The sequence below is a fragment of the Ruminococcus flavefaciens genome, from assembly GCF_900119075.1.
In the GTDB taxonomy this organism is placed as follows: domain Bacteria; phylum Bacillota; class Clostridia; order Oscillospirales; family Ruminococcaceae; genus Ruminococcus; species Ruminococcus flavefaciens_Q.
This window is the reverse complement of the sequence record NZ_FPIP01000007.1, coordinates 19,236-34,740: the sequence shown is the minus strand read 5'-3', so window position 1 is coordinate 34,740 and position 15,505 is coordinate 19,236. Positions and strand designations below refer to the sequence as shown.

At 48.5% G+C, this 15,505-nt stretch carries 12 protein-coding genes and 1 other annotated feature; of the genes, 9 read left to right on the top strand and 3 right to left on the bottom strand.

The genetic code is table 11. The annotated features are described in order from the left end of the window. The first annotated feature begins 113 nt into the window (after window positions 1-113). The 3 genes from BT105_RS10490 to BT105_RS10480 all read left to right on the top strand — a co-directional run bounded on the left by BT105_RS10490 (window position 114) and on the right by BT105_RS10480 (window position 3,365). Window positions 114-1,241, top strand: coding sequence for an MORN repeat-containing protein (locus BT105_RS10490; RefSeq protein ID WP_072300703.1), 1,128 nt, complete (start codon window positions 114-116; stop codon window positions 1,239-1,241). Between the two features lie 390 nt (window positions 1,242-1,631). After that, window positions 1,632-2,705 carry an iron-containing alcohol dehydrogenase family protein gene (locus tag BT105_RS10485; protein ID WP_072300702.1) on the top strand — a complete coding sequence of 358 codons (1,074 nt, stop codon included), beginning with the start codon at window positions 1,632-1,634 and terminating at the stop codon, window positions 2,703-2,705. A 117-nt stretch (window positions 2,706-2,822) separates the two neighbouring features. Continuing rightward, the gene (locus tag BT105_RS10480; protein WP_028515817.1) at window positions 2,823-3,365 is read left to right on the top strand and encodes a stage V sporulation T C-terminal domain-containing protein; all 543 of its coding nucleotides are present in this window, start codon (window positions 2,823-2,825) and stop codon (window positions 3,363-3,365) included. 122 nt (window positions 3,366-3,487) lie between these two features. Here BT105_RS10480 and BT105_RS10475 read toward each other — a convergent pair whose 3' ends face one another. Further along, a complete protein-coding gene (locus BT105_RS10475; RefSeq protein ID WP_072300701.1) occupies window positions 3,488-4,957 on the bottom strand; it encodes a DUF1846 domain-containing protein in 1,470 nt (489 codons plus the stop codon). Window positions 4,958-5,332: 375 nt separating this feature from the next. After that, window positions 5,333-5,539: a binding site (T-box leader), on the top strand. A 60-nt stretch (window positions 5,540-5,599) separates the two neighbouring features. On the opposite strand from BT105_RS10475, the gene BT105_RS10470 reads away from it, so the two are divergent. The 4 genes from BT105_RS10470 to BT105_RS10455 all read left to right on the top strand — a co-directional run bounded on the left by BT105_RS10470 (window position 5,600) and on the right by BT105_RS10455 (window position 10,955). After that, a complete protein-coding gene (locus tag BT105_RS10470; RefSeq protein ID WP_072300700.1) occupies window positions 5,600-6,061 on the top strand; it encodes a hypothetical protein in 462 nt (153 codons plus the stop codon). A gap of 17 nt (window positions 6,062-6,078) precedes the next feature. Continuing rightward, window positions 6,079-8,901: an excinuclease ABC subunit UvrA gene (gene uvrA / locus BT105_RS10465; protein ID WP_072300699.1), complete on the top strand. Its 2,823-nt coding sequence runs from the start codon at window positions 6,079-6,081 to the stop codon at window positions 8,899-8,901. A 126-nt stretch (window positions 8,902-9,027) separates the two neighbouring features. Next, a complete protein-coding gene (tyrS, locus tag BT105_RS10460; protein WP_072300698.1) occupies window positions 9,028-10,245 on the top strand; it encodes a tyrosine--tRNA ligase in 1,218 nt (405 codons plus the stop codon). 146 nt (window positions 10,246-10,391) lie between these two features. Then, window positions 10,392-10,955, top strand: a complete 564-nt coding sequence (locus BT105_RS10455; RefSeq protein WP_051530652.1) for a type II secretion system protein — start codon at window positions 10,392-10,394, stop codon at window positions 10,953-10,955. A gap of 77 nt (window positions 10,956-11,032) precedes the next feature. On the opposite strand, the gene BT105_RS10450 is transcribed toward BT105_RS10455, so the two are convergent. Together BT105_RS10450 and BT105_RS10445 are read right to left on the bottom strand one after the other, a co-directional pair. Then, window positions 11,033-11,566, bottom strand: coding sequence for a hypothetical protein (locus BT105_RS10450; protein ID WP_072300697.1), 534 nt, complete (start codon window positions 11,564-11,566; stop codon window positions 11,033-11,035). An 83-nt stretch (window positions 11,567-11,649) separates the two neighbouring features. Beyond that, complete coding sequence (locus BT105_RS10445; protein ID WP_072300696.1) at window positions 11,650-12,618, bottom strand: RING finger protein; 969 nt, start codon at window positions 12,616-12,618, stop codon at window positions 11,650-11,652. 342 nt (window positions 12,619-12,960) lie between these two features. On the opposite strand from BT105_RS10445, the gene BT105_RS10440 reads away from it, so the two are divergent. Beyond that, a complete protein-coding gene (locus tag BT105_RS10440) occupies window positions 12,961-14,226 on the top strand; it encodes a M16 family metallopeptidase (protein WP_072300695.1) in 1,266 nt (421 codons plus the stop codon). Continuing rightward, window positions 14,223-15,503: an EF-P 5-aminopentanol modification-associated protein YfmH gene (gene yfmH / locus BT105_RS10435; protein WP_242940122.1), complete on the top strand. Its 1,281-nt coding sequence runs from the start codon at window positions 14,223-14,225 to the stop codon at window positions 15,501-15,503. The genes BT105_RS10440 and yfmH overlap by 4 nt, the downstream gene beginning before the upstream one ends. The last annotated feature ends 2 nt before the right edge of the window (window positions 15,504-15,505 follow it).

Here is a 15,505-nt window from a genome sequence, read left to right as displayed (position 1 = left end):
CACGGAATATGGTACAATATATGTGATTTATTTTGCTTTTTTTAAAGCTCATGACAGTTTATCTCGTCAAATTCTCCATTTAAACAAGAAAGATACGATAAGGAGAAGATATTATGGGAATGATGGATTTTCTAAAAGTCAGCAACGGAATCGCAAACAATATCCACTTCGTCAGCAAAACTCTCGGAGAAGGTACTTATTCAGGCCATGTTGATTCTTCGAGGAAGCCCAACGGTCACGGAGTTTTCATCAACAGCCTTGACATAGAATATGAGGGCGAATGGGCAAAGGGCAGACTATGCGGCTTCGGCAAGAAATACGCCAAGGGCTACTATGACCTTGTGCAGGGCGGTGACGATGACGACGCAAGCAAATCCCTTGTTTACGCAGGCAGCTTCTGGAACGACAGATTTCACGGCAAGGGCAAGGAATACAGCCAGACAGGCAAGATAATCTACGACGGCGACTGGCTCGAGGGCTGGAAGTGCGGCGAGGGTATCGAGTACTACGAAAACGGAAGAGAAAAGTTCAGAGGCACATGGAACAGAAGCCGATATCACGGAAAAGGCGTGTTCACCTGCAAAAACGGCAGTATAATAGAGGGCGAGTGGATAGACGGCAGGCTCGAGGGCGAAGCTACCCTCACCGACCGCGACAACTGCGTATACAAGCGGACTTACAAGGAGGGCGACATGATAAGCGAAAAGCTTGTCAGCGGTACTCCGAAACCATCTCCCGACGCATCAAGAACCATTAAATTTGATACGGGCATATATAAAGGCGAGGTCGGCTTTACGGGCAAAATGCACGGCAAGGGCGTGTTCACCTATACAAACGGCAATAAATACGAGGGGCACTTCAAGGACGGCGTCAAGCACGGCAGCGGTGTTTTCACATGGGCTAACGGCGATATCTACGAGGGCGAGTTTGAAAACGACCTGCGCAACGGCTACGGAGTATACACCAGTCAGAACGGCAACAAGTACGACGGCGAGTGGAAGGACAACCTTAAAAACGGTCACGGCATATTCTATTACAGCAGCGGAGATCGCTTCGAGGGAGAATTCTCCAACAGCCTTAAGCACGGTCACGGCGTGTTCTACTCAAAAAGCGGCGATGTTTTCGAGGGCGAATGGCTCAATGATATGCGCTGCGGTATCGGTATCGTAACTCTTGCCGACGGCAGGAAAATGCGCCAGAAATGGAACAACGAAAAGCTCATAAACGAAGAATTACTTTAAATCATATAATGATAAAGACCGTCCTAACCGTGGCACTTATATAGAAACTTATAGTTAATTATGGGGGAAACCTTTCTGAGGAAAGGTTCCTCTGACGGAGGCGCGCCCCTCTGTCACTGCGTGACATCTCCCCGCACTGCGGGGAGTCATCCCCATACCCCTTTCCAAAGACTTTTATCTGTTTTTTTCGCAGATAGGGCGCTCCATAAATAAAAAAACCTGCAAAATGCAGGTGCGCCCTATCTGCGAAAAAACAAAACGAAAGTTTTAGGGAGAGAGTTTGAGAGAAGCCCCTTTTTCAAAAGGGGTTCTCTCAATAATCAATTATAAAACTTCTATATGAGTATCGCGGATATGCGGCGGTCTTTATTGTTGGGAACGAGGTAGGATATGAATTTTTATATGCCGACAAGAATATTCAGCGAAAGCTGCTGCATATCTAATCACGGTTGCGAGCTTGCAGCTCTTGGCTCTCACGCGCTCATCGTCACGGGAAAGAACTCCTCAAAGGTCAACGGCGCTCTCGATGACGTCATTGCTGCGCTGAAACAGCAACTTACCGCATATACGGTTTTTGACGAGGTGGAGGAAAATCCCTCCGTGGAAACAGTAATGGCTGCAAGAGAGCTTGGCGTGAGCTGCAATGCAGACTTCGTTATCGGTATCGGCGGCGGTTCTGCACTGGACGCTGCAAAGGCGGCTGCACTGATGATAAAAAACTGCGATAGCTCATGGGAGCTGATGTATATGCTGTCACCTGGATCAGCACTTCCTGTTGCAGCCGTCCCCACTACCTGCGGCACAGGCTCGGAGGCAACGGGCGTCGCTGTACTCACCCGACATGACCTAAAGACCAAAGTCTCCATAAAGCACAAGATATTCCCGCAAATCGCACTCATAGACGGAAAATACCTGATGACAGCTCCGCGAAAGATAATCGTCAATACCGCCGTGGACGCACTCGCGCATCTTATTGAGAGCGGCGTCATTAGCCGCGATGATACCTACTGCAACATGAGCGTTTTTTCAGGTATGAAGGAATGGGCAGAATGCCGCCCTTATATCGAAGGCAGTGAAGCTCTTGACCTCAATGCTGCTCAAAAGCTTATGAACGCCTCAACCCTTGCAGGCATTTCCATTGCTCAGACAGGAACTACTATCCCCCACGCTCTCAGCTATATGCTCACTTATGAATCAGGTATCCCTCACGGTGCTGCTGTTGGAGCTTTCCAGAGCAGATTCCTGAAACACGCACCCCCAAAAAGACAAACCGCCATACTCGGCGCTCTTGGCTTCAAAGATACAGATGAGCTTGGCGAATACATAGCAAAGCTTGCTCCTGTATACGTGCCGCGTGAGCTTCTTGAAAGGTCGGCCAAGGCTGTCATGAGCAATAAGGCAAAGATCGTACAGTGTCCGTATCCGATCACTGAAAGCGTTATGGAAGACATCATCAATATATAAAAAAACGAAAGCGCTGTCATCTGGCAGTGCTTTTTCAGCATAATTTCAAATAATTTGCAGATACTATCCATGCAGCCCACAACTGCCAAATTTTGCAGAATCAAGGAGAATTGACCTATGAAAGCAACAGGTATTGTCAGACGGATAGACGACCTCGGACGTGTCGTTATCCCTAAGGAAATACGCAGAACTATGCGGATACGTGAAGGAGATCCACTCGAGATATACACAAACAGCGAGGGCGAAGTCATCTTCAAGAAGTACTCCGCCGTCAGCGAAATGAGCGAGAATGCAGGCTATGTAGCTGATATCATGCATAAGATAGCAGGCTGTCCTGTTATCATCTTCGATAAAGACCATGTAGTAGCCTCGGCAGGCGTTCCGCGGAAGGAGTTTTCCGAGCGCCGCGTCACGGGACAGCTTGAGGAGCTCATGGAAAGCCGCGGACAGTTTTTCTGTCCCGACGGCAGCACAAACAGCTTTTTCCCTGCCGAGGGCGTGGACAGGACTGCCATAGCCGCTCTGCCTATCATCACGGCAGGCGATGTTTCGGGAGCTGTCGCCTTTCTCACCAGTGAGAAGTGCACCGAGGTAACAGACCTGCAAAAGAGCCTGATAAACGCCGCCGCACAGTTCCTTGCGCGGCAGATAGAGGGTTAAATCAGCCGTTAGCTATTGGCTTTAGAGCTAATAATTATGTAGGGGCGCACAGTGTGCGCCCGTCTTATCTCCCAATATACAGCCAAAAAAGGCACTCAAATGAGTGCCTTTTAAACTATCAATTATGCCTCGTACTTCGGCTCGCAGGTGAGATTTATACCGAGTCTCTTTGCGATACGCTCATCAACTGCCGAAAGGATAACTGTAGAATGAACTTCACAGCCGCGGAGCTTTGATATCTGCTCCATAGCCTTTTTTGCGTTATCATCGTTGTTTGCGCAGATAGACAGCGCAATGAGAGTCTCATCGGTGTGCATTCTCGGGTTGTTATTGCCGAGGTGGTTTACCTTGAGTGCCATAATAGGCTCGATAACGTGTGGCGACATGAGCAGTATCTCGTCGTCGATATCAGCGAAGTGCTTCAGCGCATTAAGGAGAAGTGCCGATATTGCGCCGAGAAGATTCGATGTGCGTCCTGTAATGATAGTTCCGTCGGGGAGCTCCATAGCAGCGGCAGGTCCGTCTGTAGCCTTTTCCTTTTCAAGAGCCGCAGATACTACCTTTCTGTCCTCAACGGTAACGCTTGCCTGCTTCATGAGGAGCTCCAGCTTCATTAGCTCGTCCTCGGAGATAAGACCTTTACGGAACTCGCACATTCCTGTATAGTAGCGGCGGATTATCTCCTGCTTTGCAGCCTCACAGACAGCCTCGTCGTCGATAATGCAGTTGCCTGCCATATTAACGCCCATATCCGTAGGCGACTTATATGGAGACTCGCCGAGGATAGTCTCGAACATAGCATTGAGAACGGGGAATATCTCAACATCACGGTTGTAGTTTACGGTAGTCTTTCCGTAGGCTTCAAGGTGGAAAGGATCTATCATGTTCACGTCATTGAGGTCTGAGGTAGCAGCCTCATAGGCGATATTAACGGGATGGCGGAGAGGAAGGTTCCATATTGGGAAGGTCTCGAACTTGGCATAGCCTGCATTGAGTCCTCTCTTGTGCTCATGGTAGAGCTGAGAGAGACAGGTAGCCATTTTACCGCTTCCGGGACCGGGAGCTGTAATGACAACGAGCTTGCGTGAGGTCTCGATATAGTCGTTCTTGCCGTAGCCCTCATCGCTGATGATGTATTTAAGGTTGGAAGGATAGCCCTTAATGCTGTAATGGTGGTAAACCTTTACGCCGAGAGCTTCAAGGCGCTTCTGGAAAGCGTCGGCAGTTGGCTGATTGTCGTATCTTGTAAGGACAACGCTGCTGACATAGAGTCCTATCTTGGTGAAAACGTTGAAAAGACGGATAACGTCAACGTCGTATGTAATGCCAAGGTCGCCTCTTACCTTGTTCTTCTCGATGTCGTCGGAGTTGATGACAATTACTATCTCAGCCTCGTCCTTGAGCTGTAATAACATCTGGAGCTTACTGTCAGGCTTGAAGCCGGGAAGCACTCTCGAAGCGTGAAAGTCGTCAAAGAGCTTACCGCCGAACTCCAGATAAAGCTTATCGCCGAACTCTGCGATACGCTGTCGGATATGCTCAGACTGCATTTTAAGGTATTTTTCGTTGTCAAAACCGATTTTGAAACTCATTTTTCTCTTCCTCCCGCAAACATTATAATAATTTATTATATACCAAAGCCCGACAAATTTCAAGTACTGCGCCGAAAAAAATTCTGTTGTTCATTTCCGCAAGTATTGTGCAAATTAATGCGTAAAAAACTGAGAATGTATCATTGTAGGGGGCGATGCCTACATCAGCCCGTCAAAATAAAACAAAGGCAACGGGGCGATGTAGGCATCGCCCCCTACAAATAGTAATTCAGAGTTATTTCGTTAGGCGCAGACTGCCCAAGGCAGCCCCTACAAAGCTAACGGCTAACGGCTAACGGCTCGGGCGGATAATATACGCCCCTACAGGCGTTCTTCCCACTTGACAACAACAAAAATATATGCTATGATGTAAAAGCAAATACTGTGAACGAATAAAACCTGTGCAATGCCCGATACAGAGAGTTTCCGTCTGGTGCGAGGAAACGACGGCGCATAGTGACCTACATTCGGGAGTTGCCGCATTGAACCTGAGTAGGTGCGGTCGGGTATGCCCGTTACAGCTTTTCGAGTTCCGATTATCGGATAAATCAGGGTGGTACCGCGAGTAGCTTCGCCCCTGAGCAGTTTTTCTGCTCGGGGGCTTTTATATTTCCGTATTATAAATAAGTAAGGGGGCAAACTATGAAAAGAGCCATTGCATATCTCAGTATTTCTGCGGCAGTATTCCTTATAGCGCTGTTTTTCATGTATATCGGCTTCATAAGCCCTGCAAAAAACGGTGCGTACTCCCCTTTTATACGCATGACAGTATGCACTCTGCTGTGCATTATAGTCATCGGCTTTTCCACAAGATATATTCATTTGATAACGGGACTTGCAGGACTTGACAGCGCTCATCTGAACTTAGGCTTTACTATCGCTATTCTCCTTGCCATATTCACGGAGTACGTCAGCTTCGGCAATTCCACACTTGAACCCTACTATTCTGCCCTTGCCGACAGATACAAGGACGGCGTGGGAGAATACTTCTATACCTATTGCAAGTACGTTTTCATGGGCGGACAGGCTCTCATAGCAGTCCGTACCTTTATACACTCGGCTTTGCTTGGTCTAATCAAGACCATAATCAAGCACTGTGACTGATTTCAAAAGGAGTTTTTATGACCGATAAGATTATCATCAAAGGCGCAAGAGCCAATAACCTTAAAAATATAGACTTGGAACTCCCCCGTGACCGACTTATCGTCATGACGGGACTTTCGGGCTCGGGCAAGTCCTCCCTTGCCTTTGATACCATTTACGCCGACGGTCAGCGCCGCTACGTGGAAAGCCTTTCCTCATATGCGAGAATGTTCCTCGGACAAATGGAAAAGCCCGATGTGGACAGCATTGAGGGACTTTCCCCTGCTATCTCCATTGACCAGAAGACTACCTCCAAAAACCCGCGTTCAACTGTGGGTACCGTTACCGAGATATACGACTATCTCCGTCTGCTTTACGCAAGGATAGGCGTTCCCCACTGTCCTGTCTGCGGCAGGGAGATCTCCCAGCAGACCATTGACCAGATGGTGGATACCCTTATGGAACTCCCCGTTGGTACGAAGCTCCAGCTCCTCGCTCCTATTGTCCGCAACCGCAAGGGACAATATTCAAAGGAGCTTGAAAGCGCCAGAAAATCTGGTTTTGTCCGTGCAAGAGTTGACGGTATCATGTACGAGCTCAGCGAGGATATCAAGCTTGACAAGAACAAGAAGCATAACATTGATATAATCGTTGACCGTATCGTTATAAAAGAGGGCATCGAGTCCCGAATCACCGACAGCCTTGAAACTGTGTTCAATCTTACAGGCGGTCTTGCCATTGCGGACGTCATCGACGGCGAGGAGATTCTTTTCTCCCAGAATTACGCCTGTCCCGAGCATAATATCAGTATAGGCGAGCTTGAACCCGTCATGTTCTCATTCAACAATCCTGTGGGAGCTTGTCCCAAGTGTACAGGTCTGGGCGTGTTCAGACACATCGATCCCGACCTCATTATACCCAACAAAGACCTGTCTATCGAGGAGGGCGCTATAAACGCCTCGGGCTGGAACAGTCTTGACGAGACATCTATCGCTACCATGTACTACCGTGCTATCTCAAAGAAGTACGGCGTACCTATAGACGTTCCCGTCAAGAAGCTGAAAAAGGAACAGCTTGACCTCTTCCTCTACGGCACAGGCGACGAGACACTGGAGCTGAAACGTCCTGCTTCTCTCGGCGGCGGAACCTACAACTCACCATTTGAAGGCGTTGTCAACAACCTCGAGCGCCGCTATAAGGAGACCTCAAGCGAATGGTCAAAAAATGAGATAGAGGAGTATATGAGCGAGGTGGAGTGCCCCGTCTGCAAGGGCAAAAGGCTCCGCGACGAGTACCTTGCGGTCACTGTGGGCGACAAGAACATCAGCGAGCTCACCGATTTTTCCGTCAAGGACGGTCTCGGCTTCTTCAACGGTCTGAAGCTCTCGGAGCACGACAGCTACGTTGGCGAGCGCATAATCAAGGAGATTAAGGAGCGTCTGGGCTTCCTCAAAAGCGTGGGACTTGAATATCTTACCCTTTCACGTTCATCGGGAACTCTCTCGGGAGGTGAAAGCCAGCGTATCCGCCTTGCTACACAGATAGGCTCATCACTGGTGGGTGTGCTCTATATCCTTGACGAGCCAAGTATCGGACTTCATCAGCGCGACAATGACAAGCTCATAGCTACGCTGAAACGTCTACGCGACCTTGGAAATACCCTCATAGTCGTTGAACACGACGACGATACAATGCTTGCCGCTGATTACATCGTGGACATTGGTCCCGGGGCAGGCATACACGGCGGCGAGGTTGTCTTTGCAGGAACTGTGGATAAGCTCCTCAAATGCAAGACCTCAATAACAGGTCAGTATCTCAGCGGCAGAAAGAAAATAGATATCCCGAAAAAGCGCAGGAGCGGCAACGGAAAGTTCCTTACCGTCCGCGGAGCTGCCGAGCATAATCTGCAAAATATCGACGTTTCAATACCTCTCGGCGAGCTCGTATGCGTTACGGGCGTGTCGGGCTCGGGCAAGTCCTCACTTGTGAACGAGATAATCTACAAGTATCTTGCCGCAAAGCTGAACCGCGCCAAGACAAGATGCGGTCAGTTCCGCGAAATGGAGGGACTTGAACATCTGGACAAGGTCATCTGCATAGACCAGTCCCCTATCGGACGCACTCCCCGCTCTAATCCTGCCACATATACAGGCGTTTTCAGCGATATACGCGACCTTTTCTCAAAAACTCCCGACGCCAAGGCTCACGGCTATACAAGCGGACGATTCTCCTTCAATGTTAAGGGCGGACGCTGTGAAGCCTGCGAGGGCGACGGCATAATCAAGATAGAAATGCACTTCCTGCCCGATATCTACGTGCCCTGCGAGGTCTGCAAGGGCAAACGCTACAACCGCGAGACTCTCGATATCCACTACAAGGGCAAGTCCATTTACGACGTACTGGAAATGACCGTGGACGAGGGCGTGGAATTCTTCGAGCATATCCCGAAAATAGCCAAAAAGCTGAAAACCTTGCAGGAGGTAGGTCTTGGCTACATCAAGATAGGTCAGCCTGCTACAACGCTGTCAGGCGGCGAGGCTCAGCGAGTCAAGCTGTCAACGGAGCTTTCAAAGCGCTCCACAGGCAATACCATTTATATACTGGACGAGCCCACAACAGGTCTCCACACAGCCGACGTCCATAAGCTCATAGACGTTCTGCAAAGGCTGACTGACCAGGGAAATACGGTCCTCGTCATCGAGCACAACCTCAACGTCATCAAAGTCGCAGACCACATCATCGACCTCGGTCCCGAGGGCGGCGACGGCGGCGGTACTATCGTGGCGCAGGGTACTCCCGAGGAGGTCGCTCAGTGTGAAAAGTCCTATACGGGACAGTATCTCAAGGGATACCTCAAATAAACGATTTACACCGAAAGGTCGTGATATACATGAAAACGCCCGACGTTTTCATTGCTTATCCGTTTAACGTTCGCTGAACGTCATATCCAAGTTAAATAATGATAATATATAAAGGAGAAATAAATAATGACTACTTTTGAAGAACTCAAGCGCAGAGGTCTCCTCGCGCAGCTCACAGACGAAAAGGAAATAGAGGAGCTTGTCAATGCAGGCAAGGCTACCTTCTACATCGGCTTTGATCCTACAGCCGATTCTCTCCACGTTGGTCACTTCATGGCGCTCTGCCTTATGAAGAGACTCCAGATGGCAGGCAACAAGCCTATCGTCCTCATCGGCGGCGGTACTGCCATGATAGGCGATCCTTCTGGAAAAACCGATATGAGAAAAATGATGACTCCCGAGACTATCCAGCACAACGTTGACTGCTTCAAGAAGCAGATGAGCCGCTTCATCGACTTCTCTGAGGACAAGGCTATCATCGTAAACAACGCTGACTGGCTCATGAAGCTGAACTACATAGAGCTTCTCCGCGACGTGGGAGCTCATTTCAGCGTAAACCGTATGCTCTCACATGAGTGCTATAAGCAGCGTATGGAGCGCGGTCTTACATTCCTCGAATTCAACTACATGATAATGCAGAGCTACGACTTCCTTGAGCTCTTCCAGAAATACGGCTGTAATATGCAGTTCGGCGGCGACGACCAGTGGGCAAATATGCTTGGCGGTACAGAGCTTATCAGAAGAAAGCTTGGCAAGGACGCTTATGCTATGACTATCACTCTCCTCCTCAACTCTGAGGGCAAGAAAATGGGCAAGACCGAAAAGGGCGCAGTATGGCTCGATCCTGCGAAGACAACTCCATACGAGTTCTTCCAGTACTGGAGAAACGTTGACGACGCCGACGTTATCAAGTGCCTGAAGATGCTCACTTTCGTTCCTGTTGAGCAGATAGAGGAAATGGAAAAGACTATGGAGGGCGCTCAGTTCAACGCAGCTAAGGAGCTTCTCGCATACGAACTCACAAAGCTTGTACACGGCGAGGAAGAGGCTGAAAAGGCTAAGGCAGCTGCAAAGGCTCTCTTCGGCGGCAGCGGAAACAACGAGAATATGCCTGTAGCTGAGATAGACTCCGCTGACCTTACAGACGGCGCTATCGGACTCCTCACACTTCTCGTAAAGGCTGAGCTTGCTCCTTCAGTATCAGAAGCAAGACGTCTTGTACAGCAGGGCGGCATCACAGTCAACGACGAAAAGAAGTCTGATCCCAAGGAAATGATAGTCCTCGACGGGGAGACAATCGTCCGCAAGGGCAAGAAAGCTTTCAAAAAAATTGTTATAAAATAAGTGCTTTTTACGACAAGTATAAATTAATCAAAAAAAATAATTATTTATATGATTTTCTTTGAATAAGCTATTGACAAATCAAAAAAAACAACGTATAATATAGGAAAATCTTAGTTTTCTTCATCATGATAAAGGGGGGCTTTTTTATGACAGGAAACAGAAAACGGGGTTTTACCTTGATCGAGCTTATAGTTGTTATCGCTATCATCGGCGTGCTTGCAGCTATACTCGTTCCGTCTCTCATCGGATACGTTAAAAAGTCAAAGCGCAGATCCGACATCTCAGCAGCACATACTATCTACACCGGTGTAATGGCTGTTCTTGCCGACAATGAGGATGCTCAGGAATCCTTTGTCAAAAACAACGACAACAAAGGACAGGTCACTATCCCAAACGGCGGCACAGGCGAGGTCTATGACCTTTATGTGGTCTGCTCAAAGGACGGTGCTAAGAACACAGGCAGCCATCAGCCGTTATGGTCAAACGGAAGTGCTGATTCTCAGCTGTTTGAGGACGCTATCAATAACTTCCTCGGAACTGAGAGAACTCCTGTAAAGTACACCCAATCCGATAAGGGCAAGGAACTCAACCGCTGGTTCATCTGTGCTAAGAACAACAGCTACGAATCAGTTGAGATCTGGGTAGGCGACGGCAGCAATGATACTCCTATGTTCAGATTGTGGCCCGATACTCAGCCCGACTACAATTAAAACAGCGAGCCCTGCTTTTGCAGGGCTCAGTTTTTTGCGTACTGACAGTAAAAAAACTCCTCAGATGAGGAGCTTTTTCATTCATAATTGTAAAATGCCATAAAGCTGTCGGAGCTGTAGCCGCAGTCCGAAAAGCGCTTTTTTGCCGCATCAGCCGATACTGCGCCGCGGATAAGTCCTGCAAGCTTTGAATATGTATGCTTCTCGGTATCCTTGAGCTCCGAAACATCGCGGCTTATGGACATCATGTTGAAGTTCATCTTCAGGTCCGCAAGACCGTCAGCTGCAATATATTCTCCGAACTGAGAGCGGATATAGTAATAATCCACGCCGTCACTGCTGCATATCAGCATTACCTGCGACGGTATATATGAATCGCAGCCCGAATAGGCTCCGCCCTCAAAATCGCTTACCTTGTGTTTTTCCTTGAAAACCTTTATTCTGGTGATATTATCGGGATAATTGGTCTGTTCGCAGTAATTCACCAGATATTTTTCACCGAGCCCGTTGCTGAGCTCATAGGTATACGTAGGATAGTCCTGTAAACCGCAGCTGTACAGCAACAGCAGCATAAACGGCATTATCAGAAGCAATGCCTTTCTGAGCTTCAATCGTGATCCCCCCTGTTACACAGTAAAAGCAGACTTTTCCGCAGCAATGCCCGACATTCCCCTTATTTTGTTATACTCAGGCTTTACCACAGACAAAGAGTGCTGAAATCGTTTATCGTAGTAACCATTGTAAACAAAACATACAGCGACATTATCGCAACAAGTCCTATTCCGTACTTTATCAGCAGTATCAGCACCATATTCAAGGGCTTTACGCCGCCTACGGACTTTATTCGGGCGCTTTCGGCACCATTGTGCTTTAGCCTTTTCACCGAACGCATGGCAAACCTGAAATACAGCCAGTTGGCAAATAAACACGACAGAGCCCTTATTCCCATATCTGCTATCATAAAGACCTCGTTCATGGTCTTTAACAGATCCTGCTTATCGGCAATAAAGCCTGCGATATCCTTTGGGTACTCCTCGATATACATAAGGAGATTTGCAGGAAGATTGAAAATTATGCCCAGTATTGCAGCAAGTATAGCCCAGCCCCACATCTTTCTGTTTGCGAAGAACAGTGACGGGAATACCAGACTGAACAGATTGAAGGACGGTCTTGCGCCGCTCTCCTGCATCTGCTTGAACTTCGGCACATAGTATATAGTGCTCGGACCTACGAAGTCCGAAACGTCCTTAATGGTAACTCCGCCCATGTCCTCGTTGGGATCATAGCCGAGATACTTTATAGGATCGAAAAGCTCCTCACGGCTGTATGCAGAAAACGGATCGCGAGGCTGCTCACCGTTCTCCCCTGCTTTCTCAAAGGGATCACTGGTAGCTTCGGCAAGGTCGCTGCCGCAGCGCTGACAGGTCTCGTCCGCAGCCCTGTTGGGGAATCTGCATACCGGACATATCTTGTACAGCTTCTCGTCGTGCTTGCTGCGCTTCCATTTTTCGCCTGTTCCGTGCAAGGCTGCATTGGCGCATTTATTCTCTGTTTTATAGCATTCCCTATGGTGCGGAGTACCGCAGTCGGGACACACAACTATATCATCATCAGCAGTAAAGCTTTTACCGCATACGGGACATATCTCTCCGATATAATCCATTTCTCAGCCCCCTTTTTAAATGATTACAAATCTTAAAGTATATTATACCACTTTTATGCAATAAAAATCAAGTATTTTTATGTTTAATTTTAGAATTGCTCTCTTTATACATATAATGATATTGTATAATGTGTGCCACATATAATCTTAGTTCTTAGCTCTAAAGCTAACTGCTGAGGGCTCGGGCGGATAATATCCGCCCCTACTTAGCTCTACTATCTAAATTATTGAAAAAAATTCAAAAATACTATGGTAATTTATTCTCAACTGTGATATAATAGACTATATATGCAGAACTGTACAAGGTTCATGCACCAGTTTTATGATTGGAGTACAAGCCATATGATATACAAAAGGTCAGAGCTTGGCAAGGGAATAGGCTTCACGTCCATGGTGGACAGCAAATTCAAATCCTGCGTCCTTGCGGTATACTTTCTGACAGAGTCGGACGAAAAGACCGCCGCTCTCAATAATCTCGGCACAGGAGTGCTGGCAGTATCAAACAGCAGATACCCCACCTATGCAGCCATGAGCGAAAAGCTCTCGGAGCTTTACGGCGCTTCTGTAGGCTCTATAGCCAAGAAAAAGGGCGACGCACAGATACTCGGTCTCAGCGCTTCGTGGCTGGACGACAAATACGCTATCGACGGCGAGGATATCAGCGGAGAAATGGTATCTATCGTTCACGACTGCCTTTTCGCTCCCAATGTAAGGGACGGAGCATACGACAGCGAATCCTTTGCAATGGTCAAAAAGGACCTCCTTGACAATATAAACGCGGAATTCAACCAGAAGCGCGGCTACGCCATAACAAGAGCTGTCCAGACAGCCTACCGCGGCGAGCCTGCTGCAATTATGGAATACGGCTCAAAGGAGGCTGTCCTCTCCTCAACAGCCGAGGAAGCCTTCGCAGCATATCAGGAGCTGCTGAAAACCGCTAAAATAGAGATATATCTCGTATCCCCCGACGAGGATAACAAGTTTGCGGATATGTTCCGCGAGAGCTTCGCTGAGATAGAAAGAGCTCCCAAAGATGTCAGCATTCGCAGTCACAGTCCCCTCAAAGCAGAGGTGGAGACTGTTTCAGAGGAATACGACGTCAACCAGTGCAAGGCTGTGCTGAACTTCAAGACCGATTCCGACGACAGATACGCTCTGAAAATGGTCAGCATAATCTTGGGTGAGCTGCCATTCTCCAAGCTTTTCCTAAACGTCCGCGAAAAGCTGAGCCTTTGCTACTACTGTACAAGCCGCTCTATCTCCATAAAGGGAGCGTTCTTCGTTGACTGCGGCGTGGAGAGAAAGAACATCGAAAAGGCCAAGGCTGAGATACTTGCTCAGCTTGAAGAGATAAAGAAGGGCAATATCTCCGATATGGAGATACAGGGCTCTCTTATGGCTCTGGATAACGCAGTTTCGCAGGTGGGCGACACTCCCACATCGTACATCACATGGTATGCGGACTGCTTCTTCGAGAACGACTACTACACCCCCGAGGAGCACTTCAACAGATTCCGCGGCGTGACCAAGGAAAGAATGGTCGAAGCCGCAAAATCGCTGAAGCTTGACAGTATCTACCTCATGCTCAACAAGGAGGTGCAGGAATGATGAAAAAGGAAATTCTCACCAGCGCCCGTACAGGCGACAGCTGTATCCACGTAAAGCACTCCAGCGGACTTGATATCTATATCTGCGAAATGAACGGATTCAGCGGCGTTGAAGCCCTCTTCGGCACAAAATACGGCTCGGTGAACACTATGTTCAAGACTGCCGCTGACAGCGATTATACCGTTGTTCCCGAGGGTATCGCCCATTTTCTGGAGCACAAGCTCTTCGAGAACGAGGACTGCGGAGTTTTTGAGCTCTACGCAAAAACAGGAGCTTCGGGCAACGCCTATACCTCATTCGACAAGACCTGCTATCTTTTCAACTGCTCCCAAAATTATGAGGAGAATCTGAAAATACTGCTGGATTTCGTCCAGAAGCCCTACTTCACCAAGGAAAACGTGGACAAGGAAATGGGTATCATCGGTCAGGAGATAAAAATGACCAACGATAATCCCGAATGGCGCGTGTTCTTCAATATGCTGAGAGCTATGTACCACGCCCACCCCGTTAAAATAGACATCGCAGGCACTGTGGAGAGTATCGCAAAGATAGACGCTGACCTCCTGTACAAGTGCTACGACACATTCTATAACCTCAATAACATGGTGCTTTCCATTGCAGGAAACATCAGTGCGGACAAGGTGCTTGAGATATGCGACGAATATCTGAAGCCCTGCGCGGACAAGGGACTGGAATCAGTATTTCCGCCCGAGCCCGATGAGATAGTCGAAGCTGAAACGCGGGAAAAACAGCCCGTGGGCGCTTCTATCTTCAATCTCGGCTACAAATGCGCTCCGAGAAGCGGTATCGACCGTCTCAAAGCTGTTTCAGCGGCTTCTATAGTATCGTCACTGCTCACCGATCCTGCACTGCCTATGTGCGAGCGGCTCCTCAAGGACGAGGTGATAAACTCCACCTTCAACTGCGAGGTATTCTACGGTGACGGCTACTTCACCCTGATATTCTCGGGCGAAGCCGAAAAGCCCGAGCTTATCCGCGAGGCTGTATTCGCCGAGATAGACCGCCTTATTGCCGAGGGCATAAACGAAAAGGACTTCCAGCGCGTAAAGAAGTCCGCCTACGGCATAATGGTCCGCGAGCTCAACAACGTCGAGGCTGTTGCAAGCCTTATGCTCAACGCCTATATGGAGAACGTCTCACCTTATGACTCTATCAGCATAATGTCGGAGCTCACCTGCGGCGATGTTATTGATTTTATGCGCAGTCAGCTGCGCCGTGACAGATGTGTTCTGTCAGTAATAGAAACGGAGGATTGACC

What these genes read in the sequence shown, in the direction of transcription:
- tyrS (WP_072300698.1), top strand. Translation starts at nt 9,028, where the DNA reads ATGACTACTTTTGAAGAACTCAAGCGCAGAGGTCTCCTCGCGCAGCTC.
- yfmH (WP_242940122.1), top strand. Translation starts at nt 14,223, where the DNA reads ATGATGAAAAAGGAAATTCTCACCAGCGCCCGTACAGGCGACAGCTGT.
- BT105_RS10490 (WP_072300703.1), top strand. Translation starts at nt 114, where the DNA reads ATGGGAATGATGGATTTTCTAAAAGTCAGCAACGGAATCGCAAACAAT.
- BT105_RS10455 (WP_051530652.1), top strand. Translation starts at nt 10,392, where the DNA reads ATGACAGGAAACAGAAAACGGGGTTTTACCTTGATCGAGCTTATAGTT.
- BT105_RS10475 (WP_072300701.1), bottom strand. Translation starts at nt 4,957, where the DNA reads ATGAGTTTCAAAATCGGTTTTGACAACGAAAAATACCTTAAAATGCAG.
- BT105_RS10445 (WP_072300696.1), bottom strand. Translation starts at nt 12,618, where the DNA reads ATGGATTATATCGGAGAGATATGTCCCGTATGCGGTAAAAGCTTTACT.
- uvrA (WP_072300699.1), top strand. Translation starts at nt 6,079, where the DNA reads ATGACCGATAAGATTATCATCAAAGGCGCAAGAGCCAATAACCTTAAA.
- BT105_RS10480 (WP_028515817.1), top strand. Translation starts at nt 2,823, where the DNA reads ATGAAAGCAACAGGTATTGTCAGACGGATAGACGACCTCGGACGTGTC.
- BT105_RS10440 (WP_072300695.1), top strand. Translation starts at nt 12,961, where the DNA reads ATGATATACAAAAGGTCAGAGCTTGGCAAGGGAATAGGCTTCACGTCC.
- BT105_RS10485 (WP_072300702.1), top strand. Translation starts at nt 1,632, where the DNA reads ATGAATTTTTATATGCCGACAAGAATATTCAGCGAAAGCTGCTGCATA.
- BT105_RS10470 (WP_072300700.1), top strand. Translation starts at nt 5,600, where the DNA reads ATGAAAAGAGCCATTGCATATCTCAGTATTTCTGCGGCAGTATTCCTT.